We start from the raw sequence: 22,240 nt of genomic DNA, 5'->3' as shown, positions 1-22,240 counted from the left end.
TGTTATTGTCAGGCGACCTGTTTGTTTGCGCAGGCCGGCTAGCATAATACGTCAGGCACCCCAACTGGGTGTCCACGTTTACTACCAGCAATAAAAAAGGCAGTGTAATCACACTGCCTTTATTTCGCCAGTCTACGCCGACTGTTACATTTTTTCGAGCGTATCGATACCCAGTAGCGCCAGACCCCGTTCCAGGGTTCTGGAAACCAGCGCTGCCAGCGCCAGACGACTCTCGCGCACCGGCTGGGCGGTGTCGTCTTTCAGGATTGGACAGGCCTCATAAAACGACATAAAGGCGCTGGCCACATCATACAGATACGTACACAGTACGTGTGGTGTGGCATCCCGTGAAACCACATTAATCACTTCTTCGAACTGCATTAACAGCACGGCAAGGTGGTGCTCCTGGGGTTCAGTAAGAGTGATTTCACCGGGTAGTGTAGCCAGTGACACGCCAGCCTTACGGAAGATACTTTTCACCCGGGTATAGGCATATTGCAGGTACGGGGCCGTGTTGCCCTCGAAGCTAAGCATGCTGTCCCAGTTAAACATGTAATCAGTGGTACGGTTTTTACTGAGATCCGCATACTTCACTGCGCCAATACCCACTTTGCGCGCCACGTCACTCAGCTCTACCTCACTAAGGTCACTGTCACGCTGGGCAATCAGATTGCCGGCCCGCTCAATGGCTTCATCCAGTAACGCCGCCAGTTTCACCGTGCCGCCACTGCGGGTTTTAAACGGCTTGCCGTCACTTCCCAGCATCATACCGAACGGGCAGTGCTCGTAGGTCTGCTCTGGTTGCATAAAGCCGGCTTTGCGCCCTACCAGCTCGGTTTGCTTAAAGTGTAGCGCCTGGCGGGCATCGGTTAGAATGAGGGTACGATCGGCATTAAGTTTGCCGCTGCGATAACGCATGGCTGCCAGATCGGTAGTGGCATACAGGTAACCGCCACCCGACTTTTGTACAATATACACCGCCGGGTTGCCTTCTTTGTCTGCAAGCTCGGGTAAAAATACCACCTGTGCGCCCTGGTCTTCTACCGCGATGCCCTGAGCTTTAAGCTCAGCGACCACATTGGCCAGGTCGTGGTTATACGCCGACTCGCCCATGATGTCGTCACGGGTCAGGCTGACATTCAGCTTTTCATACACCTCTTCAGAATGTTTGATAGAGATGTCAATGAAACGCTCCCACAACGCGATGCATCGTTCATCACCGCCTTGCAGCTTAACGACGTACTCACGGGCGCGATCAGCAAAACCTTCTTCCTCGTCGAAGCGGATCTTGGCTTCACGGTAGAAATCTTCCAGATCTGACAATGCCGTTTCGGCAACTTCTTCCTGAAGCTTGTCTGACAGATGCGCCAGCAGCATGCCAAACTGGGTACCCCAGTCACCCATGTGATTCTGACGAATAACATTGTGGCCTAAAAATTCCAGTACCTTCACCACGGCATCACCGATGATAGTGGTACGCAGGTGACCCACGTGCATTTCTTTCGCCAGATTCGGTGACGAGTAGTCTACCACCACATTCTGCTGCGGCGCTTTCGCTATGCCCAGGCGGGGATCGTGCAGCGCCAGCTCACACTGATTGGCCAGCCAGGCGTCTTTGAGGTGAATATTGATAAAACCCGGACCGGCAATTTCCAGCTTTTCTGCCACATCATCCAGGGTTACGGCCTCAAGGATACGCTCAGCAATATCGCGGGGCTTCTGTTTAAGCTTTTTGGCCAGCGCCATGGCGCCATTAAACTGGTACTCACCAAACTCGGGACGCGCGCTGCGCGATACCGGAACCGGCGCGTCAGTAACGTCGAGTTTTTCCAGCGCTTCGGCAAACCGGTTTACCAATAATGCATGTATATTCATAGTTGTCTTAATCTTAATGTTCGCGCGTATGCTTAAATTCAATATCCGGGTAGCGTTCCTGCGATAGCTGCAGGTTCACCATGGTCGGCGCAATGTACGTCAGGTTATCGCCGCCATCCAGCGCCAGGTTCTGCTCGGCCTTACGGCGGAACTCATCCAGCTTTTTCTCGTCGTTGCTGTATACCCAGCGGGCCGTACTCACGTTTACGTGTTCATACAGCGCATCTACATTGTATTCCGCTTTCAGGCGGGCAACCACCACGTCAAACTGCAGCACGCCCACCGCCCCGACAATCAGATCGTTATTTGCCATGGGCCGGAACACCTGCACCGCCCCTTCTTCTGATAACTGAATAAGCCCCTTCAGCAGTTGCTTTTGCTTGAGCGGATCGCGCAGACGGATGCGCTTGAACAACTCAGGCGCAAAGTTAGGGATACCGGTAAACCGGAAATTTTCGCCCGCAGTGAAGGTATCACCAATCCGGATGGTGCCGTGGTTATGCAAGCCAATGATGTCACCAGCGTAGGCTTCTTCAAGTAGCTCTCGGTCGCCCGCCAGGAACGTCAGTGCATCGGATATACGGATATCTTTATTGATGCGTGAGTGACGCATCTTCATGCCTTTCTGGTATTTGCCTGACACAATGCGACAAAACGCAATACGGTCACGGTGACGGGGATCCATATTGGCCTGTATTTTAAACACGAAGCCACTGAAAGTGTCACTGCTGGCCTCAATACTGCCGTCTTCGGTTTCCCGACCCTGTGGCGCAGGCGCCCATTCCACCAGCCCGTCAAGCATATGATCCACGCCAAAGTTACCGAGTGCAGTACCGAAGAAAACCGGGGTCAACTGCCCATCCAGAAACAGCTCTTTATCGAACTCATTGGAGGCGCCGCGCACCAGTTCCAGCTCATCGCGTAACGTCTCTGCTAAGTCACTGCCTACCGCCGCCTCGACGTCCGGGTTATCTAACCCGTTAATAATACGCACGTCCTGGATCGTGTGGCCCTGCCCGCTCTGATACAAAATAACTTCATCGCGGTACAGGTGGTAAACACCTTTGAACCCTTTGCCACTGCCAATCGGCCAGGTGATCGGCGCACACAAAATATCCAGCTCGGTTTCTACTTCGTCCAGCAATTCCATAGGATCACGGATATCGCGGTCAAGCTTGTTCATGAACGTCAGAATGGGGGTGTCCCGCAACCGGGTGACTTCCATGAGTTTACGGGTACGTGCCTCGACCCCTTTCGCTGCATCAATCACCATCAGACAGGAATCGACCGCAGTCAGTGTCCGGTAAGTATCTTCCGAGAAGTCTTCGTGCCCCGGGGTATCCAGCAGATTTACCAGATGATCGCTATAGGGAAACTGCATCACGGAGGTAGTCACAGAGATCCCCCGCTCTTTTTCCATTTCCATCCAGTCAGACTTAGCGTGTTGACCAGACTTCTTCCCCTTTACCGTTCCTGCGGTCTGCAGCGCACGGCCGAACAGCAGAACTTTTTCGGTAATGGTCGTTTTACCGGCGTCGGGGTGCGAAATGATCGCAAACGTGCGCCGTTTGGCAATTTCTTGAGCTAATGACATGCAGCATTCTGGGTTGTTGATATTAAGGGCGCGAATTGTACCCGCTTATGGCCTGAATTTGAATGCCTGATGGATGGCCAGGACAGCCGGTTACCTTTCGCCGCTTAGTATTACTTTCGTGTTTGTCTGGTGTAATGCAGTTTTAGCCTTGTTTAATGACCGGTAACCTGTGATTACCCAGGTAAGTTAAGCGCTACAGAAAGTAACTTTCTCTGCCCCTGTTCAATTTTGGTCACGCTGTGACTATGCAGATCAGGCCGAAACAGAAACACCCTGTTAAATAAACTGAATATCAGTTTATCGGCATGAAATACGCCCCCCTTTTCAGGCTTCTGCAGCACTACATTGAGTTTATAGTAGCGGCCACTGCCCATCGGGTCGTTGTGGCGCAACACTTTGTGCCCCTGAGGATACGTCACAAGATTGACCGATAGTCGCCTGGCGGAAAACAACGTCTGGTTGGTTACTTTTGTCATACTGGCTTTCAGGCCTCGTTTGCTGAACACTTGTTCAAGTCTGACATACCATTAATCCGCCGCCTATTGTCAGTCTATACTTCCTCGTTATATGCAAGCGATGCTGAGTCTATTTAAAGTGGTTTTTAACGCGGGAGCGGTACACAGGGCTATCAAAAGTCCCGGCCAATGAGGTAACAAAGTCAGACAGAATCAGTAAATACTCATTCGTTGCTGACCGGCAATAGTATGGTGAAGTGCTCAACCCACTTACAGGAGAAACAATGAGAGTATCATTCGGAAAAGTGATAGGCACGGTGCTAATGGCCTTGTCCGTAGCCCCTGTGCATGCCGCAGAAAAACTGAAAATAGGAGTTGTGGGCCTCACGCATACCCATGTTCACTGGATTTTTGACAGTGAGAAGCAAGGTGAATTCGAGATCGTTGCCATTGTAGAGGAAAACAAAGATCTCGCGCAGCGGTACGCCAGACAACACAACTATTCGATGGATAAAGTGTATGACTCCATGGACGCCATGTTTGCCGCCGAAGACATTGAGGCCATCACCGCATTTGGCACCATTTATGAGCATCTTGAGGTGGTGCAGAAAGCGGCACCAAAAGGTGTGCATGTGATGGTTGAAAAGCCGCTGGCTATCAATATGGAGCATGCACTGCAAATGCAAGAACTTGCGGAGCAGCACAACATACACCTGCTCACAAACTACGAAACGACCTGGTACCCGTCCAATCACAGCGCGTATGAGGCTGTAAAAAGCGGCGAAATCGGCGATATTCGCAAGGTCATTGTGCGTGATGGTCATAAAGGGCCGGCGAAATTAGGGATAAACAGCGAGTTTTTAGACTGGTTAGTGGATCCTGAACAAAACGGCGGCGGTGCTATCGTCGACTTCGGCTGTTATGGAGCAAACTTAATGACCTGGCTGATGGAAGGCAAAAAGCCTGGCAGTGTCACAGCGTTCACGCAGCAGTTACAGCGTGAGAACAACCCCAAAGTTGATGACGAAGCGATCATCATTTTAGGGTACGACAACGCTAACGCGATTGTACAAGGTTCATGGAACTGGCCGATTGGGCGCAAAGACATGGAGATATATGGTGAAACCGGGGCGGTGTACGCTGACAACCGGTATGACTATCGCCTGCGCCACGCAGAAGGTTATGATGACTTTACAGAGACTAAGCAAACGCTGCCCGAACGGAAAGCCCCTTATCATGATCCCTTCCACTACTTTAAAGCCGTTATTAATGGCGACATTTCAGTGGCTCCACACGACTTATCAGCCCTTCAAAACAACATGATAGTGGTGGAAATTCTGGATGCAGCAAGAAAGAGTGCAAAGACAGGGAAAACAGTGCAGCTGAAGTAGCGTTCTGCGCGGTATTGATGCTGCGCAGCGCCACTGACACTTACGTCTGGCGACACGCTTTGTATAACGGGTTTGCCAGGGCTGTTAATAAAGCGCAGTACCGGTGAGCGTCAGCTAGGCTGTAAGTGCCCGGCGCATGATCACGCCATCGATTTTACCTTCGGGCGTGTTGTAATAGCCTTTTCGGGTGTCGATTTGCTCAAAGCCATACTTGCGATATAAACCGATGGCGGCGGGATTATTAGCGCGGACTTCCAGGAACAAGCTGCGCATTCCGCACTGCTGGCAATACTGAATAACGCGACTGAGCAGTGCACTGCCGGTGCCGCTGCGGCGCGCAGATTCGGCCACTGCAATATCCATCAGCGTGGCTTCATCGGCAACACATAAAATAAGTGCATAACCTGCGACCGAATCATTTTCAGCCACCAGGCCGTGGTAGGGAGTATGGGTGCAATCTTCAAAGGTGGCTGGCGACCAGGGGCGAGGCTGAGCCTGCTGGTGAATAGCATAGGCGGCGGGAATATCCGCTGCCTGCATTGTTCTTACGTTACCCATGGTTTAGCCGGGCTGCCAAAGCAGTTGCCATAGCTGACGTTTCTGGGCGGCACTCAACGTGACGGGCGATTGCGGGAAGGTAATGCGGCCAGCGCTTTTCGCCATGGCATCGCCTATTTCAAACTCAAGCGGCGTGTGTTCGCTATTGATACTCTCGGCAGCCAGCTGAATATCTTTCAGCAACGCGGCGGCATGCTGACTCTCTTCTGCTGTCAGCGACCGCGTGGTGCGGGTATCTGACTTCGGTGATGCCGCAGGCTTAGCAACTTTGTCATCACTGGTGGTAACCTGAGCGCGAAGCGCGGCCAGTCTGGCGGCTCCGTCAGCCACCGGGCGTCCACTTCCCGCTGGGCGAGTCTGTGCGGTTTCAGGCTGACCAGTGCTATCACCAGATGTTTTTTCCTGGGGCAACACCTGAGCTTCCCATACCGGAATACCCATTACCTGTAATACAGCACGTTGATAGTCAGACAGCATTATATTTGAGGGAAATTCAGTTAGATGAAAGTGCAGAGAGTGTAGCGCAGTACAAGGGAAAATGGCAGGGGTGGAGGGACTCGAACCCCCAACCATCGGTTTTGGAGACCGCTGTTCTACCAATTCGAACTACACCCCTAGCGCGCTGTGAATTATACGTACGAAATGTAAAAGGTAAAGTACTTTTCTACCCGTTGCGGGACGGTCGCTGAAGCATTAACCAATTCGAACAATTAACAGACGATTTATTCCGGGGTCGCCTCGCAGCGACGCTCACGCTGGCTGTCTAAGGCGGCCTGCCATAACGCGTATGTCACCTCTACCACAGCTTGTTGCTCGGCAAACTGACGCGAAACTTCCGGCACACTCAACATGGCCGCTTCAGCATAGGCTTCGCATAACGTGGCGCAATCGGTGTCGTTCATGTTGTTTATTGCGGCGCAGCCTGCCAAATCAAAAAAGCGGTTCCCCATACCGGCATACTCCCAGTCTACCACCACGGGCGGCTGGGCCGATAACACGTGCCCGAAAGACAGGTCGTTATGGCAAAACGCCAACACATTGTCATCATCATAATCCAAGTGCAGGGTTTCATTCAGCACATTGGCCTGACGTACAAGAGGGCTTGAAGGTGACAGCTGGGCAGACTGGATATAGTGCTGCCAGCGTTTGGTTAACTGTAACGGCCGGGCGGTAATGGGCTGGGCATGAATGGCGGCCAGAACCTCTCCCAGCAACACCACATTATTGGTATTGTGCGTGGTGCCCGGGGGAATGTATTTTTCCACCCACAGGCTTTCGTCGTCGCTCAGCCAAATGGGTTGCGGGGCCAGTTCGCGCTGGGCGAGCTGTTCCTGCAATACATATTGATGAAAGCGGTCGATACCACTGAATGTATCGGCACCGGTCCATTTTACGACCAGTTGCTGCTCACCATCGGTAAGCAGATAGACGTGATTGACCGCCCCGCCATTTAAGGGCTGTAACGCGGCCTCGTCACTCAGCCCCAGCGGAACGCTGAGGGTATTAATGATACTCGCTTGCTGCATGCTGCACTTTCCATTGCTTCCACCACTCCCGGTAGCCGTACACCGAAAACCCCACGTACCCCAGGAATAAACAGGCCGACAGCATCAGTCCGGATTGCGCGAACAGGTAGGCAGATGCGAGGTTTATAACAAACCAGTACAGCCAGTTTTGTAAGATCTTATGTGCAACCATAAAGGTGGTCACGACACTTAGCAAGTGAATACTGGCATCAAGATACAAATGTTCACTCTGAAACTGAGATTCGGCGAGCCCCGCCAGCACCCAGGCCAGCCCCAGCATGCCGGGGATGAGTAGCGCATGCCACCACCACGACAAGGAACGGACCGGTGCTGTATCGCTGCCGCCCCGGTTCCACTGGTAATAGCCATAACCTGCCATGATCATGTAATAGAAGTTCAGCGCTGACTGAAAAGGCAGGGTGACCTGCCAGAACAGCCAGGTATAGATGGCGGTACTGGCAAATGCGCACGCCCAGCACCAGCTGTTTTGCCGGGCCGCCAGCCACACATAGGCGAGGGCCAGCGTCACGGCGATCCATTCGGCCGCTGAAGTGGCCAGGATCTGCTGCACAAATTGCGTTACCGCCTGTTCCATCAGTCGTTTTTCCGGCTTTGCATGGCATCAAAGTTCAGAAACTTCGCCACGAACACAGCCTGCCCCACTTCCTCGTGGGTACGCTGCATTTCATCACCCAGCACCTCCATCACCCGTGCATACTCCCCGGTAATTTGGGTACTGGTAGAGGTTGTCGTTAATGACAGCCCATCGTAGTGGTGCAGGCGTTTAATAAACGCAGATATCGTCGCAATACAGTCGTCCTGCAACGGGTAAAGCGATAATTCAACCATAACTTGCATAGTCCGCTCCTTAAAATGTGTATTGTACCGTGATCCCGTATTGCCGACCGTCGCCTAGCTGATAGTAAGGCTCGTCAAACGCATATAGATCCCGGGGATCGTTGCTGAAGCCGCCAAAGCCACGCACGTAATAGGTCTTTTTGAACAGGTTCTGTACCCAGAAAGTCGTTGTCCAGTCATCCCTCAACAGCACCAGTTCGGTATTCACCAGCGTGGTAGCTGGCGCAGTCACGTCGTGGCCATCGGAAAACCGGTATTCATCTTTAAAGTCGATATCTAACCGCCACAGGGTATCACTGAAGATAGCCACTTCACTGAAGATGTTCGCCGTGAACTCCGGTGCCTGGGCCTGACGCTGCTTATCAACCTGCGTGCCGTCTGCCGTGGTATAACCTTCAAAAGTGGCATCAAGGTACCCCATGCTGGTTTGCAACTGCCAGCTTGGCGTGACCTGCCAGCTTAATTCCAGTTCAGCGCCCTGGTTGGTGCCCAGGTCGGCGTTATCAATAATATCAATAAACTCCGGGGTCCCGTCTTCGCGTATGCGTACGTCGAAATCATTTACCTGGGTATTATCCCGCCGCATATGGAACACGGCTGCACGCATCATGATATCCGTGTTCAGTAACGGTCCTTTCACCCCAACTTCGTAATTCCAGTTATATTCAGCGTCGAAGAAGCGTTTTTCTTCGCTTACCCGTTGGTCAGGGTTAATGCCCGCGCCTTTGTAGCCCCGGGAAATACTGCCGTACCAGAAGTGTTCGCCAGCAATGTATTGAAGTGCAACTTTGCCGCCGACCATAGTGGTCGTCTCGCTACCCACGCTGCCATCACTGTCAGCATAAGAAAAGTCAAAGTTTTCAACCCGCAGACCCAAAGTCAGGCTCAGCGCATCGCTCAGTACTGTTTCGGTTTGTGTGTATACCGAGGTAGTGACGGGCTTGTACTCACTGATAAAGTCAGCATCTGCATAGGTATATTCCCGTAGCAAGTCCTCTTCACTGCCTTTATAGTGAGCACCTACTACCCAACTCATAGCACCACCTAACAGGGCACTGGCTGGCGATGACGTAAACCGCAGCTCCGCAGTCTGGGTATCAATTTCGCGAAAATAGGCGTCAAACGAGGTGTAACCCCACGGGTGAAAGCCCATAAAGGTCCAGTCTTCGTCATAGCCATAGGCAATATTGTGCGAGGCGTGGGTAGCAATGAAGTCCAGGTCGCCAGCGGCAAAGGTCATGGTACTGCGCGCACTGAAAGCATGGGTCTGGTGTTCATCGAAACCGGGGTCATCGGCTCGTGAAAAACGGTCATTGTCCAGTGAGAAGGTATCGTAGCCGTTATCAATGTCATAAAACCGGTAGTTCAGCGATATCCGGGTGATGTCGTCGAGCTGGCTGACCAGCCCGAGGCGGGCAGCAGACTCATTCAGGTTGTTGGTGTTATCTTTATTCAGGAAGGTATTCTCAACAAATCCGTCGCTGCTGTTATGCACCACCGCTGCCCGATACGCAGTGTCGGGGGTAAGCTCATCTCCGTGAGCCAGTTGAAGCCGGTAGCTGTCTTTGTTGGCCACCCGCACCTCCATCAGCGAAGGCGCATCGCTGCCCGGCTGGTGGCTCTGCAATTTCACCGCGCCGGCCAGCGCACCAGTGCCAAACAAGGTGGCCTGGGGACCGCGGAAAACCTCAACCTGCTGCGTGTCGAACAGCAATCCAGACGCAGCCAGCCCGGAAAAATCAAATTCATCAACCAGAAAGCTGACCGACGGGTTTACCGGCTCAGAAAACTGACTTCGCTCACCGATGCCCCGTATTTGAATAAAGCGTCCCCGGGATGCGCCTGAGGCAAAATTAACGTTTGGCGCGGCATTGAGCAGTCCGTCTATGTGTGACGTCTGACGACTGGCGAGGCGCGTGGCATCCAGTATGGTCGCGCTGCTGGCGAGTTGGTCCAGCGACACCTTACGGTAATCACCGGTAACGTTAATCCGTTCAATATCGGCTACGTCTGTCTGAGCTAAGACCGGGAGTGAAAACAGGGAAAACAGTAAAACGGGTTTATTCATTTGGATCTCTTGTTCATCATGAAAAAAAGATCCGGCATGTCGGCAGGTGATAAGGCTATGATAGGTAAACCATCCCTACGCCGGTATTATCCGGATCAGGTAACAGGGTTCCCACAACGGTGTGGATCTCAGCCTATATCGGCACCCCTTGGTGCGCTGCATTGAGCAGCCAGCGGCGAGTCTAACAGTATTCAGTCTGGGGTCAAGGTACAAAAAAAGAAAACGCCCGCTATGAGACAGGGCGGGCGTCGAGGAAGTCAGTACGACTTTACGTGTCGGCATCTTCGGGCGCCGTTACGTTATTTTTGCTGCGAGAAGTCAGGACAAGGTTGGCGGTATGCCCGTTACACCGCAGACTGCCAGTAAACAATTTGCGTCCCTTCTTGCTATCACTGCTCACTGATAGTACAAGTTTACTGTGAACGGTTTGAACACGATAGGACAGCTGGAGGTACAAATAGGACACTTTTGTGCACCGGGCTACCTTCTGTAAGCAGACTTAGCCAGAGAGGAGGAAGGGTGAAGATAAACGGAATATATTGGTCAGCCATAGTCAGATCGTTATTGTCATTGCGCCGGGATGCAGCACATCAGGATCAGGCTGATGAGCGTGCGCTGCTCATGCTCGAAGCGCTGGAACAGGGCGGTATCACCGATGCAGAGCTTTCAGCATTGTTAACCAGCCTCTGCCCTGCCAGCCTGTACAACACGATCAGTCGCTCACTCATTGGCTATCTTGATTTCAATAAAATGGGCACCCTGGCAGTCTACCTGAGCGCAGCAAAAAACATTGATGAGATGCTGATTACCCTTCGTCAGCATCAATTGCGCTGGTTCCATACCCGCTGTGGGCTTGATTTCAGAATGGAAGGTGACGTAGTGCATTTATCCTGGGCCGCAGGTAACTGCGCGCTGACAGATATACTGCACGCCTATGTATTATTGGGCATGTGTCGCCATCTCGCAGGCCGTCATTTTTGTTTTGAGTCTATGCATGCTCCGCAGCCGGCGCTGGCACGTCACTTGTTAGGGGAACTCTCCGACTCCCCTATTCATGAAGATAATCAAATCGCCATGACCTTCGCTACCCACTGGCTCACCACGCCTTCTTATTACTACAATGCCCAGATTAAGCACGCCCTGGCCGGGGCACTGGCGAACGAGCCACTGGTTTCATTAAAAGCCCGGGTGGAAGAAATCTTCGAGCAGGTGGCTAACCCGGCTCGTCTGCGGCTGGAGAGCGTGGCCGGTGCACTGGGCATGAGCGAAGCCGCATTTCGGCGCAAACTTAAACAGGAAGAGCTGACATTCAGTAAGCTGTTACGTCAGTTTATTCATGACAGAGCCTGCCAACACTTGCTGGCAGGGGGCAAAACGGAGGACGTGGCAACGCAATTAGGCTTTGCCGATCGGCGTTCTTTTGATCGCAGCCTGAAAGAATACAGTGGCATTAATGCAGGCCAGCTGCGTAAACTCGGCCACCGGTTACAGTTTCAAAAAGGTAATTCCCATCTGCTTGACGTGGTAGAGCATTTACCCCCGTTGCCGGATACCGTCACCCGCTTGTTGCAACTTGACGACCACACCATGACACTGGCGCAGGTACGCAGCATCGTAGACTCCGACCCTATTTTCCAGGCTCACCTGATGGGCAAAGCCAGTCGAGCCACCTACGGTAAACCACCGGCGACACTGGATGAAGCAATCAGTCGTAACCTGGGACTGGCCAATATAAAACAGCTGGCAGTATTGTTTTCTGCGCAACAGTTGCTGACCACACAAAGTCGGTTCAGCGATCTCGCGCTGCTTATCGACAGTATGGTGATAAGTCACACGTTGTTTCGCCAGTGTATGGATAGCAATTATCAGAATTCAGAACAAACCAAACAGTTACTGTTGTTCGGGCTGTTATCTTTATTGCTGATATTCCACGCCGATTGTTTATTTGTCAGCGGTGCGATTAATCACTGGCAACACAGTGCTTCGTTCGGGGAGTTTGTGCAGGCGCTACGCGCAGACTATGGCCTGTGTGTCTATGGCTCGACGTCACTGATGCTGTTGCGCTGGGGAGTGACCGGAAGTATTAACCAGTCATTGTGGGCATTATGCCATGGTGACACGGAGGAAGCCGACGCGGCCCCGGCCTACCGGGTACGCGCCTGTCACGATATTGCCGTCACCGCAACCTTGTATGGAAAAGAGGCTGCCCGTGAGTCACTGAACACCTATACGCAGCTGTCCGATGATGAGCGCACTCGCTTAACTCACTGGCTGGCCAGCTAAGCGGCCAGCGCTGAAGCCCGCTTACTTTTCGTCGCGCTTCGGCAGCAAATTGAGGCTGCGTACTTCCTCTTCTGTTTGAGTCACCAGGCCTTCCAGCGTTTTGCCATGGGGCACGGGCTGGCGGGTGACCGGATCGACCTTAACAAACACGATATCATCTGCCAGGCAGATCGTTTTCTTAGTGGCTTTGTTGCGTACCAGACAACTGACTTTAATCGAAGTACGCCCCACCGCAGTGGTTTCAAGACCGAACTCAACAATATCGCCCTGCATTGCCGGGGACTCAAAGTTAATTTCACCAATGTGCTTGGTTACCAGACAGTTCGTTTCTAGCTGGCAGATGGCGTAAATCGCCGACTCTTCATCAATCCACTCCAGAGCTCGGCCGCCAAACAGTGAATTGGCATAGTTAAGATCACTGGGCATTACCAGGCGGCGGGACAGAAATCGCATTCGTATTCCTTGTAGTTAGTCGTTAGAATCTTTGCTTTAGTATACCGAATTTCAGCGATTATGGCGTTAGCAAAGCTAAATAACTGGCTTTATAGCTACAAAAGGCAGGACAGCAAGACACAGATTCACCGCCAGTGTCTGTTGATTGCGAGGCACGATGCTCGATGTAGCGCCCGAACCTTACTTGACCAGGCGCCACCCGACACAGTGAGTTGCTGGCTCGGCGAAGCGCCGCCTGCGTCGACAACGTACGCCGTGCCACTGTCTCAGCACAAGAAGCTGCTGGGCAGTGAATATAATATTGCCGTGTTCGATGCTACAGGCCCGTTTCGGCCGTCAGCCCTGCTGGCACTGGCAGGCACCATAAAGCGGAGTGGTCGGCTACTTATCCTGGCTCCCCCGCTGGACGCCTGGCCCACCGACCCGGCAGTGCTGGACACCCACTTTCTTTCCCACGGCTGGACACTCACCAACAGTAAATACCTGCAGTATGTGATCGCCCAGGCGCAACAGGATCCCGACCTCGGTATTTACTCACACAAATTGACGCTGCCCGGCTCGCTTGAAGCGCCAGCACTGATTTCTGCTGACCCGCCGTTTGCCACGTCCGATCAGGCTCGTGCATATGCGCAGTTCTTCGCTGATAAGGAGGGTGCGCACAGCGCTATCATTACTGCACCCAGAGGGCGGGGAAAAAGTGCGCTGCTTGGCCAGCTGGCTGCGCGCCTGATGGCCGAGGGAGCGTCCGTCTTGCTGACCAGTGCAGCAAAGGAGGCCGTAACACCGGTGTTTCGTCATCTGGCGCGGGCGAAGAATGTGCATCTTACCGCTCCACTTATATGCCGACATGAAGAGACTGGTGCCTGCTTGCGCTGGGTAGCGCCGGATAACCCCGAATTGCTTACCCGCAACCCTAACTGGGTATTTGTTGACGAAGCTGCCGCCCTGCCCCTTCCGCAGCTGCGAGCTATTACAGAGCATGCCACTCGCTGTGTACTGACGACCACGCTGGACGGCTATGAAGGTAGCGGGCAGGGCTTTGTACAGCGGTTTGTCCCGGCTTTTCTGAGCGACCGTGCCGATGCCCGCCACTACACCTTAACGCAGCCGGTACGCTGGGCCGACAACGACCCGGTTGAGCGCTTTCTTAATTGCACGCTGCTATTCGATCAGCATTCCCCCGCCCCAACGTGTCCTGCCGATGAACTGACCTACCGTTGGTGCCGGTTTGATCAGTTAGCCCCCTCGTCGTTAGCGCAAGTCATGCAGCTGTTAATGGTGGCACATTACCAGACCACGCCTGACGACCTTATGCGCCTGATTGACGCCCCGGATGTCCTCGTAGCGATTGTCTGCAGCGCAGATGAAAAGCACATCATCGGCGCACTAATCATTAACCGGGAAGGAGGACGACGCCTTCAGGATCTCGCTGCTCACATCGCCACAGGCCAGCGTCGGGTTAAAGGGCACCTGGGTGCACAGCGCTTAACATTACTGATGGCTGACCCTCAGCTCGCCAGACTCCGTTACTGGCGGGTTAACCGTATAGCCGTGCGAACTGAATACCGTCAGCAGAAAGTGGGCAGTAAATTGCTGGCCTTTGTGAGTGAAGAGGCTCGCCATCAGCATATCGACGCAATCACCAGCTCCTTCGGTTTTACATCGCCGTTGATGGCGTTCTGGGCAAGCAATGCATTTATACAGGTGCATCATGGGGTAAAAACAGATAAAGCCAGTGGCCGGCAGAGCGCGCTGGTGGTGAAACCACTCAGCGCAACCTTTTCCAGCTACACAGAGCAATTGCAGACTCACTGCGCATTGGAAGCCGCTGTGCTAGACGGACGCCTGCCGCTGACAGACGAGCACATCGAGACGTCCTTAGCTTCACTGCACCTGCGTAAACTCTGCCAGCTTGCTGACGGTACCCGTGATAGCAGCCAATGCATTGCAAGCTTGGCGTGGCTCGCCTCCCATCCGCCAATTCACGCTAACGAGGACACTTTTCCTTTACTGGCAATACTTCATCACCTGCCCTTACCGGCTGCGGCTCTGCAGCAACGGGCGGGCCTTGCCAGCAAAGCGGCGACCAAGTCTGCATTGCAACAAGAAGTGGCCAACGCGATAGCCATTATTGCGCAGCAATAATTCTTCGTTGTATCTCTGAAAGATTTTTCGGGGATAGATGTCTGTACAAGCGAGGGTACGCGACATCGCTGAGCCTGCGCGTCGCGACGCGCGATGACTGCAACAAATGCTGCTACGTTCAGCGTATAACGAACTGCAAATATTAAACAGCAAAGCATGGGCGTTGTGCGTGACGGGTCACACCCATAAAAAAAAGCCCCTGAAAGGGGCTTTCTATAACGAGCGACCGGGCTTAAATATCAATGCCGCGGTTTTTCGCTTTTTCCTTGATATAAGGTTCCCATGCAGACGCGTTACGACGCATTGCACGGTCTTTTTTGGCTTCCTGTACATGACGGTAAGCAGCTTTGAAATCGCCTTTATAGAAGTTCGCTTCCATTAACGAGAAGTGAATCTTCGCAGGCTCTTCCGCGCCACGCTCTAACGCCTTGTTCAGAGCACGAATCGCACCGTTGTAATCCTCAGCAACCAGCAACAAGGTACCTTGTTTCTGGAAGTGCTCAGGATCGGAGCTCTTCTGTGCCGCTTTGCCGTAATACTCAGCCGCAGTATCGTAGTTTTTGGCCTGGTGATATGAGTTCGCCACACTTGCCAGAATCTCGGCATCGTCGGCGATCAAACCCGTCTCAATGTACTTTTCCATCAACTGGGCAGACTTGAAAGGAATGCCGTTGGTTGCGTAAAGCTGAGCCAGGGTTTTAATTTCGTTTTCTTTTTTCAGAAAACCTTGCTCATAGGCCAGGTCAAATGTAGCCAAACCTTTCTTGAAGTCTTCAACCAACAGGTAGAAGAAGCCAAGCTGTGTCCACCAACGACCGGTTTCAGGGAAGTTCTCAACAAGTTGCTCTGCTACCGCTACCGTTTCCGGGTACATCTTACGTTCATAGAACGATGTAAGCTTAAGCACATAAGGATTCTTGTTGGGTTCTTCGTATAACGCAATGGCTTTATCCGCCGGCTCTACTATTTTGTCGAGTTGTTTAGACTCATAGTAAGCCTGCGCCATACGGGTATAAACGTCTGGGTTTTCTTTACAGGTAAAGTCCATCCATTTCTTATACCACTTAATGGCATCGTTATACTTCTCTTCCTGCATGCTCAGGTCGCCTACTAACTTCAGCGTCTGGGCATGTTCTGTGTCGTTTAGCACTTTGGTCTCTACGGCACTGGTCAGGTAGTTAAGTGCACGAGCACCTTCACCTTCCCGGGCGGCCAGCAAATTACCGATAAAGCGACCGACATAAGCACTGTCAAACTCGTCCGACGTATCAATGTCGAACAAAATCTCAAGCGCTTCGTCTACTTTGTCTTCATTATAGGCTTCAAAGGCGCGCTGCACTTTCTTACCTGTACGTTCGCCCACCAGCGTAGTCTTGCCCTTTTCATAGCCAGGACAAACTACCGCTGCTGTCGACTGAGCCATTGCTGCAGGAGCAGCAATAGCAGCGCCGAAACCCATAACCAAAGCAACAGCTGACATTTTGAATGATTTTTTCATCATGATCATTGCTCCAGTTTAAAGTCTAGCTGAACGAACATGTCGGTTTGCTTAACCGCTTTACCTTCAACGATTTTTGGCTTGTATTTCCATTTACGCAAGGCACGACGTGCTTCGCGGTCGAAAATACGGCGTGGTTCAGAATCGATAACTTCGATATCTTCAACGCCACCTACCTCGTTAATGGTGAAAGACAGTCTTACCCAACCTTCTTTGCCATCACGTGCAGCTTCTGGTGGATATTTAGGGTCGATACGAACGATAGGTGTTGCTTCACCATCTCGTTGCATGGCACCAACGGCACCAATGTTAACCCCAACACCACCGGTGTCGATAGACGGTACGTTCATGCTGAAGCCACTGGCATCCGGCTCTGACGCTTCCGGCTCAACAGGCTGCACTTTAGGCGGCTGCTTAGGCGGCGGAGGCGGTGGAGGCGGAACACGAGTACGCGTTTGCGTATCGTCTTCAGGTGCCTGCATTACAATGTCAATTACGGGCGCTTCCGGTACTTCATCTGCCGGTCTTGACGAGTTCTCAATCAACTTCGCCATTAAGACAAACAAGGCAAATGCAACACCAGCACCTAATAATATAGATACGATAAATCGTGCCATTTTATCCCCTTGCTGCTACCGAAACGCGATTAACGCCTGCAGCTTTAACCTGGTCCATGATTTCCACCACCAGACCATGCTTGGCCTTAACGTCAGCCTGAATAATGACATAGTCAGTAGGCTGTTCCGTCAACAAACGCTCTATATTCGCTCTAACGCTGTCCGGTGATACTTCGCGTTTGTCTAACCAAACGCTGCCATCTTCTGTTACTGCAATGAAGATATTGGCATTTTTATGAAGTACCGCCTGGCTCGCATCGGGCTTATTTACTTCGATACCCGCTTCTTTTACGAAAACGGTGGTAACGATAAAGAAGATGAGCATGATAAACACGATGTCCAACATGGGCGTCATGTCAATTTGCGCGTCTTCTTCCTCGGTTCTGACTTTTCGAGCCATAATCTCTCTCTCTAATGATGTGGCAGGCTGTCAACCAGGCCTTCTCTTGCCATCTTCACTTTCGCTTCAAGACGTGAACTGATGAACAGTCCAGACAGCGCAGCGACCATTCCCGCCATTGTCGGGATAGTTGCCATAGAGATACCAGATGCCATCAAACGGGCGTTACTGGTGCCTTGCGTTGCCATTGTCTCGAACACGCTAATCATACCGGTTACTGTTCCCAGCAGGCCAATTAGCGGACACATTGCAATTAACGTGCGAATGATCAGCATTCTAGCGTTCAGATCGTCTGACGCTTGAGAAATCCACGCGTCACGGATTCTATGCGCATACCATGAAGTGGTATCACTCCGGCTATCCCATTTTTGGATGATGTCTTTTTTCACCTTTGGGAAAACCGAAGTTAAATACCAGTAACGCTCAATCATTAATGCCCACATGAGAAAGAGCGCGGCAGCAACGAAGTACAACACGTCACCGCCGGTAGCGATAAAGTCCCTGACCGATTCCATTAATCCAATCAGGTATACCATATTACGCTTTCTCCGCCTCTGTATGAGCCGCTACGATACCCGCAGTTTGCTCATCCAGAATGTGCACAATAGATTTGCTGCGCGACGCTACGATGCTGTGAGTCAGAATCAGCGGCAGTGCGGCAATAATACCTTGTGCGGTTGTTACCAGTGCCATAGAGATACTACCCGCCATCATACGAGGGTCACCTGTACCGAACAGCGTAATAGTCTGGAACGTTGCAATCATACCCAGTACGGTACCCAGCAGACCCAGCAGCGGTGCGATAGCTGCGAAGATCTTAATAACGTTGATACCACTTTCAATTGAAGGCAGTTCACGCAGGATAGCTTCGTCCAGTTTCAGTTCCAGGTTCTCAGCATCCGCATGTTTGTTTTCCTGATAAACTTTCAGGATGCGGCCCAGAGGGTTGCCTTCTGAAGGGTTACCCGGGTTTTTCAGCTGTGAACGGATTTTGCTGCCAGCGATAGTCAGTGTAATCAGTTTGTAGATACCGATAAGCAGACCGATAACCAGCATTACAGTGATGGTGTAACCAACTGCACCACCTGCATGATAACGCTCTTCCATAGTCGCTTTTTGTTTCAGCAGACCAAGAATTGCACCCTGAGAAGGGTCAGCGTAGAAAGGTGTCAGGCCTGATTCAGCTTCCAGCAGCTCTTCTGCAGAGTTTACCAGGTGGCTGTCAGGTTGACGGCCCAGTGGCTGAACAACTTCGTTTTCAACGTCGTAAGTCAGGTAACCGTCCCGGCCAACCAGGTTGAATGTACCAACACGAACGATTTCCTGTTCAGACGTACCACCGTCCAGGTTAACAACCTGGGTAGTGAAACGCTCAACGTCGCCGCCTTCAGTCATTTCTTTTTGCAGTGCAAACCACAGGTCTTCCAGTTCCTGGATGTTAGGCAGACCTTTAGATTCCTCAGACATTTCTGCCAGGAATTCCGCACGGCCCGGGAACTGAGCACTTACAATTGAAGTCGAAACACGACCATACGCCTCAGATGCCGCCTGACGAACCACACCGAACATTTCGCCCAGTGTACCTGTTGCCTGGTCCAGCTCTGCAGCTTTCTCGTTAAGAGTTACTTCGTTATCAGAAAATTGCTGTTGCAGACGATCGCCACGATCCTGCTCAGCTTGCAGTTCTGATTGTGCTTTACGCAACAGCGCCTGTTTGTCAGCACGGGCAGAACGGAATTCAGCTTCACGCTGTTCGTTAATGCGCGCTTCAGAAACACGGTTCTTCTGAACCTGGTCTAGCAGCTCCTGCAGACTCTTTGCTTCCTGAGCCTGGGCGCCGGTTGCGATAACCGCCATCGTTGCAGCGGCTACAAGAGATTTGAATACAGTTTTCATTAACACTTACTCCGCTGCACTGATTGGTAGTTTGATTAGGTCTGCAGGTATGACGTTATTTGCCATTTTCACTGCGTCTACAACTGAAGCCAGGTACTCATCACCCAGTTGTTCCCATGCGCGGGTTTCGTTATTCCATACCCAAGCTGCACTTTGGTCTAATGAAAGAGCCAGCAGTGCGGTACGGCCAAGGTTAAAGAAGTCAACAGTCACTTCGGTGCCGTCGCTATCAATAGTGCCCTGATAAGAATTGATCTTCGTGCCGTACTCTACTTCTACCAGGTATGCTTCGATAACCTGACGGAATTGCTCAGAAACAGTCACGTTAGAGTTTGCCATTACGTCGCGCAGACGTTCAACGCGCTCTAAACGCTCTTCTAAGTGAATTGGACGATCAAGCTTGATGAACTTTTCCAAGCTGTCGATCATACGGAACATCAAAGGAACGATACCTTGCTTAGTCTCTTCAATGCTGTCTATCTGACGTTGCAAAGAGTCGATGCTGCGCTGTTGATCCGCAACCAGACTAGCAATGTAATCGTTGTAAACTTTCAGGTTTTCAGTTTCATCGACTGTTTGACGATACTCAACCAACAGCTCTTGAGACTGCTCGAACAAGGTGTTGATTTTTTCTTGAGATTTCGCTGCAGCTGCGTGGATCTTAGCTTGTTCTGTCTGAAGCTTATCAAGCGTATCTGCAGAGACTGCGCTACTTGTTAGTGCGAATGCACCCATCACAGTAGAAGCAATAAGAGTTCTCTTGCTCATTTTGGACATAGTTCCCAACCAAATTTCTTATTTGAATCCTCGCCACTATTGAAAGCATCTTTCTGGCAAGGGGCGTATAAACTTTTACAATTTTGTTTCAGGAAGGTAGTGATTACCGGTAAAAAGGTAATACTACGAACTCCTAATACTCACACGGATACACCCGCATAGTCAAGCAACCGAACCTTTTACCACCGGTTCCGCCCACACTTTTGAACATAATGTAAACAATTATGTAAACAGCTACCTACCATTACTTTTTAAACTGTAAATTAATTTCACAATCGCTGAATGGCGCGTCATCACGGGAAAATCCATCAACGATGTTGCCATTACGCAACACGTTACCCGCCTGCATCACTGCCATGGCCGACGAATTTCAGCGTTTTACGCGCCTTTTCCCTTTATCCTAGATTAGACCCTGGTGCTCAATTTTGCCTGTAGTTTCGGTAAAAAAGTCTGTCATGACGTTGAGTTGCGGTCTGACCAGCACGCTTTCGACAGGTATCAGTTTTGCCCCCGCCACGCACGCCCGCGCCGAAAATCTGAGCAGAGAATCGGTGCTATTCGTTGTATAACGCCGTGAACGAGGAGAGAGTCCAGTGGCACATACCTTATACTTTAGGCTAATACACCTTTCGCAATGCGGCACAAAAAGCACACCTCCAACCAGTCCTAATGACCGCAATAAATCTGCACTTCACCGACAAACAGATAAACTGAATTTCAAACTCAATTAAGTATCTCTTTAATTAGTCTAAAAATCGGTCTACCAATTGAAGTAAAAATCAGTAGTATGCAGGTAAGTTAATAAGATTTTCCGAATCTTTTAGCCACAATAACAATCACCACGCGGGATACCGCCGAAGTAATGTGGTCTTAGTATGACAATATCCAAACAACAAGCCTGGGCACAGTTCTGGCAGCAGGGGAACGCCTCCGGTTGTATTCAGAGCCAGGGACATCACGCTTACGGCCGCCCATATGAAGAATACTGGCAGGCTTATTTCGCCCGCCTTTCATCCGATTGTACTTTGCTGGATGTCTGCACCGGCAATGGTGCTATAGCAGCCTTAGCGACAAAGTTTAGCCGCGATAACCACTGCTCTTTTGAAGTACATGGTTTCGATCAGGTGCCGGTTAATGCAGAGGTCATCAAGAACTCGCCGCTACTACAGCAGGTGCACTTTGCCTCAAATGGCACCCTGGAAAACCTGCCTTATGCGAGGCATTGCTTTCACTCCATTATCTGCCAGTTTGGCGTCGAGTACACACACCTCCTGCACAGCCTTAAAGAAATAGGCAGGGTGCTGCGGGTAGGTGGTAATGCCGCTTTTGTAGTGCATAGGGAAAATGGCAAGACCACACTTGCAGCCCGGCAGGGCCTTCAGTTCATTCGAAAGCTGTTTGAAGATATTCGGTATCTGGATGCATTGCGTGCTTTCACCGTTCAGTTTTATAAAGAAAGGCAAGGAGAAGCGCCCAGTCAAACGCTCCGTAATTGCAATGATGAGCTGGTGACAGCAAAAAATAAGCTCAGTGCCTATGCACATCAGTCAGAAGCGGCTCCTCTGGTCCGTGACCTGATAAACGTGACCCGGCATGTTTTATCTCATCATGGCTCGCTGACAATTGATCATGCCCTTGAGCACATCGGCGCGGTGGCTGAAGCAGTAGAAGCACACCGGTTGCGGCTGGCAATGTGTCAGGAAGCAGCGGTAGATGATGACGGGCTGGCTACGCTCATTTCTCTGGCGGGTAATAATGGCTTGCAGTTGGTGAGCCAACGCGCTATCAAAGACGATGACGGATCGCTTTTAGCCAGTGCACTGGAATTTACCAGGCAGTAAAGGTA

20 protein-coding genes, 1 tRNA gene and 1 riboswitch are annotated in these 22,240 nt (G+C 51.5%); of the genes, 4 read left to right on the top strand and 17 right to left on the bottom strand.

Features of this window, described 5'->3' with window-relative positions:
• Nucleotides 1-144: 144 nt before the first annotated feature.
• The 3 genes from argS to OCL06_RS10890 form a co-directional block, all read right to left on the bottom strand.
• Nucleotides 145-1,875: an arginine--tRNA ligase gene (gene argS, locus OCL06_RS10900; protein ID WP_262994436.1), complete on the bottom strand. Its 1,731-nt coding sequence runs from the start codon at nucleotides 1,873-1,875 to the stop codon at nucleotides 145-147.
• Between the two features lie 13 nt (nucleotides 1,876-1,888).
• A complete protein-coding gene (prfC, locus tag OCL06_RS10895; protein WP_262994434.1) occupies nucleotides 1,889-3,469 on the bottom strand; it encodes a peptide chain release factor 3 in 1,581 nt (526 codons plus the stop codon).
• Between the two features lie 173 nt (nucleotides 3,470-3,642).
• Nucleotides 3,643-3,945, bottom strand: a complete 303-nt coding sequence (locus OCL06_RS10890; protein ID WP_262994432.1) for a 2OG-Fe(II) oxygenase — start codon at nucleotides 3,943-3,945, stop codon at nucleotides 3,643-3,645.
• Nucleotides 3,946-4,208: 263 nt separating this feature from the next.
• Between OCL06_RS10890 and OCL06_RS10885 the strand changes: the two genes are divergently transcribed.
• Entirely contained in the window at nucleotides 4,209-5,315 is a 1,107-nt protein-coding gene (locus OCL06_RS10885) for a Gfo/Idh/MocA family protein (protein WP_262994431.1), read from the top strand.
• Nucleotides 5,316-5,429: 114 nt separating this feature from the next.
• Here the strand turns inward: OCL06_RS10885 and rimI are convergent, their stop codons facing one another.
• From rimI to OCL06_RS10850, 7 genes are all read right to left on the bottom strand, one after another.
• Nucleotides 5,430-5,873, bottom strand: a complete 444-nt coding sequence (rimI, locus tag OCL06_RS10880) for a ribosomal protein S18-alanine N-acetyltransferase (protein ID WP_262994429.1) — start codon at nucleotides 5,871-5,873, stop codon at nucleotides 5,430-5,432.
• A 3-nt stretch (nucleotides 5,874-5,876) separates the two neighbouring features.
• A complete protein-coding gene (locus OCL06_RS10875) occupies nucleotides 5,877-6,350 on the bottom strand; it encodes a hypothetical protein (RefSeq protein WP_262994427.1) in 474 nt (157 codons plus the stop codon).
• A 62-nt stretch (nucleotides 6,351-6,412) separates the two neighbouring features.
• Nucleotides 6,413-6,489, bottom strand: a tRNA-Trp gene (locus tag OCL06_RS10870).
• A gap of 106 nt (nucleotides 6,490-6,595) precedes the next feature.
• Complete coding sequence (locus tag OCL06_RS10865; RefSeq protein ID WP_262994425.1) at nucleotides 6,596-7,399, bottom strand: choline/ethanolamine kinase family protein; 804 nt, start codon at nucleotides 7,397-7,399, stop codon at nucleotides 6,596-6,598.
• Nucleotides 7,377-7,994 carry a nicotinamide mononucleotide transporter family protein gene (locus tag OCL06_RS10860; RefSeq protein ID WP_262994423.1) on the bottom strand — a complete coding sequence of 206 codons (618 nt, stop codon included), beginning with the start codon at nucleotides 7,992-7,994 and terminating at the stop codon, nucleotides 7,377-7,379. Before OCL06_RS10860 ends, OCL06_RS10865 begins: the two co-directional genes overlap by 23 nt.
• A complete protein-coding gene (locus tag OCL06_RS10855) occupies nucleotides 7,994-8,257 on the bottom strand; it encodes a hypothetical protein (RefSeq protein WP_262994421.1) in 264 nt (87 codons plus the stop codon). The genes OCL06_RS10860 and OCL06_RS10855 overlap by 1 nt, the downstream gene beginning before the upstream one ends.
• Before the next feature lie 10 nt (nucleotides 8,258-8,267).
• Nucleotides 8,268-10,325, bottom strand: coding sequence for a TonB-dependent receptor (locus OCL06_RS10850; RefSeq protein WP_262994419.1), 2,058 nt, complete (start codon nucleotides 10,323-10,325; stop codon nucleotides 8,268-8,270).
• Between the two features lie 55 nt (nucleotides 10,326-10,380).
• A riboswitch (TPP riboswitch) is annotated at nucleotides 10,381-10,484 on the bottom strand.
• A 360-nt stretch (nucleotides 10,485-10,844) separates the two neighbouring features.
• Here OCL06_RS10850 and OCL06_RS10845 point away from each other — a divergent pair.
• A complete protein-coding gene (locus tag OCL06_RS10845) occupies nucleotides 10,845-12,608 on the top strand; it encodes a helix-turn-helix domain-containing protein (protein ID WP_262994417.1) in 1,764 nt (587 codons plus the stop codon).
• Nucleotides 12,609-12,629: 21 nt separating this feature from the next.
• Here OCL06_RS10845 and OCL06_RS10840 read toward each other — a convergent pair whose 3' ends face one another.
• The gene (locus OCL06_RS10840; RefSeq protein WP_262994415.1) at nucleotides 12,630-13,061 is read right to left on the bottom strand and encodes an acyl-CoA thioesterase; all 432 of its coding nucleotides are present in this window, start codon (nucleotides 13,059-13,061) and stop codon (nucleotides 12,630-12,632) included.
• A gap of 60 nt (nucleotides 13,062-13,121) precedes the next feature.
• On the opposite strand from OCL06_RS10840, the gene OCL06_RS10835 reads away from it, so the two are divergent.
• A complete protein-coding gene (locus OCL06_RS10835) occupies nucleotides 13,122-15,206 on the top strand; it encodes a tRNA(Met) cytidine acetyltransferase TmcA domain-containing protein (protein ID WP_505606709.1) in 2,085 nt (694 codons plus the stop codon).
• 232 nt (nucleotides 15,207-15,438) lie between these two features.
• On the opposite strand, the gene OCL06_RS10830 is transcribed toward OCL06_RS10835, so the two are convergent.
• From OCL06_RS10830 to OCL06_RS10805, 6 genes are read right to left on the bottom strand one after another with little or no spacing between them, the layout of a single operon-like run.
• On the bottom strand, nucleotides 15,439-16,707 hold the full coding sequence (locus tag OCL06_RS10830; protein ID WP_262994411.1) for a tetratricopeptide repeat protein: 1,269 nt from the start codon (nucleotides 16,705-16,707) through the stop codon (nucleotides 15,439-15,441).
• Between the two features lie 2 nt (nucleotides 16,708-16,709).
• Nucleotides 16,710-17,321, bottom strand: a complete 612-nt coding sequence (locus OCL06_RS10825) for an energy transducer TonB (RefSeq protein ID WP_262994409.1) — start codon at nucleotides 17,319-17,321, stop codon at nucleotides 16,710-16,712.
• A gap of 1 nt (nucleotide 17,322) precedes the next feature.
• Nucleotides 17,323-17,721, bottom strand: coding sequence for an ExbD/TolR family protein (locus OCL06_RS10820; protein WP_163085941.1), 399 nt, complete (start codon nucleotides 17,719-17,721; stop codon nucleotides 17,323-17,325).
• 11 nt (nucleotides 17,722-17,732) lie between these two features.
• Complete coding sequence (locus tag OCL06_RS10815) at nucleotides 17,733-18,257, bottom strand: MotA/TolQ/ExbB proton channel family protein (protein ID WP_262994405.1); 525 nt, start codon at nucleotides 18,255-18,257, stop codon at nucleotides 17,733-17,735.
• Nucleotide 18,258: 1 nt separating this feature from the next.
• Entirely contained in the window at nucleotides 18,259-19,617 is a 1,359-nt protein-coding gene (locus tag OCL06_RS10810) for a MotA/TolQ/ExbB proton channel family protein (RefSeq protein WP_262994403.1), read from the bottom strand.
• Between the two features lie 6 nt (nucleotides 19,618-19,623).
• On the bottom strand, nucleotides 19,624-20,385 hold the full coding sequence (locus OCL06_RS10805; RefSeq protein ID WP_262994401.1) for a DUF3450 domain-containing protein: 762 nt from the start codon (nucleotides 20,383-20,385) through the stop codon (nucleotides 19,624-19,626).
• 884 nt (nucleotides 20,386-21,269) lie between these two features.
• On the opposite strand from OCL06_RS10805, the gene OCL06_RS10800 reads away from it, so the two are divergent.
• On the top strand, nucleotides 21,270-22,235 hold the full coding sequence (locus OCL06_RS10800) for a class I SAM-dependent methyltransferase (protein ID WP_262994399.1): 966 nt from the start codon (nucleotides 21,270-21,272) through the stop codon (nucleotides 22,233-22,235).
• The last annotated feature ends 5 nt before the right edge of the window (nucleotides 22,236-22,240 follow it).

This window comes from Alteromonas salexigens, from assembly GCF_025628895.1.
Lineage (GTDB): Bacteria > Pseudomonadota > Gammaproteobacteria > Enterobacterales > Alteromonadaceae > Alteromonas > Alteromonas salexigens.
The sequence above is the reverse complement of the archived record's forward strand: the minus strand, read 5'-3'. Positions and strand labels throughout refer to the sequence as shown.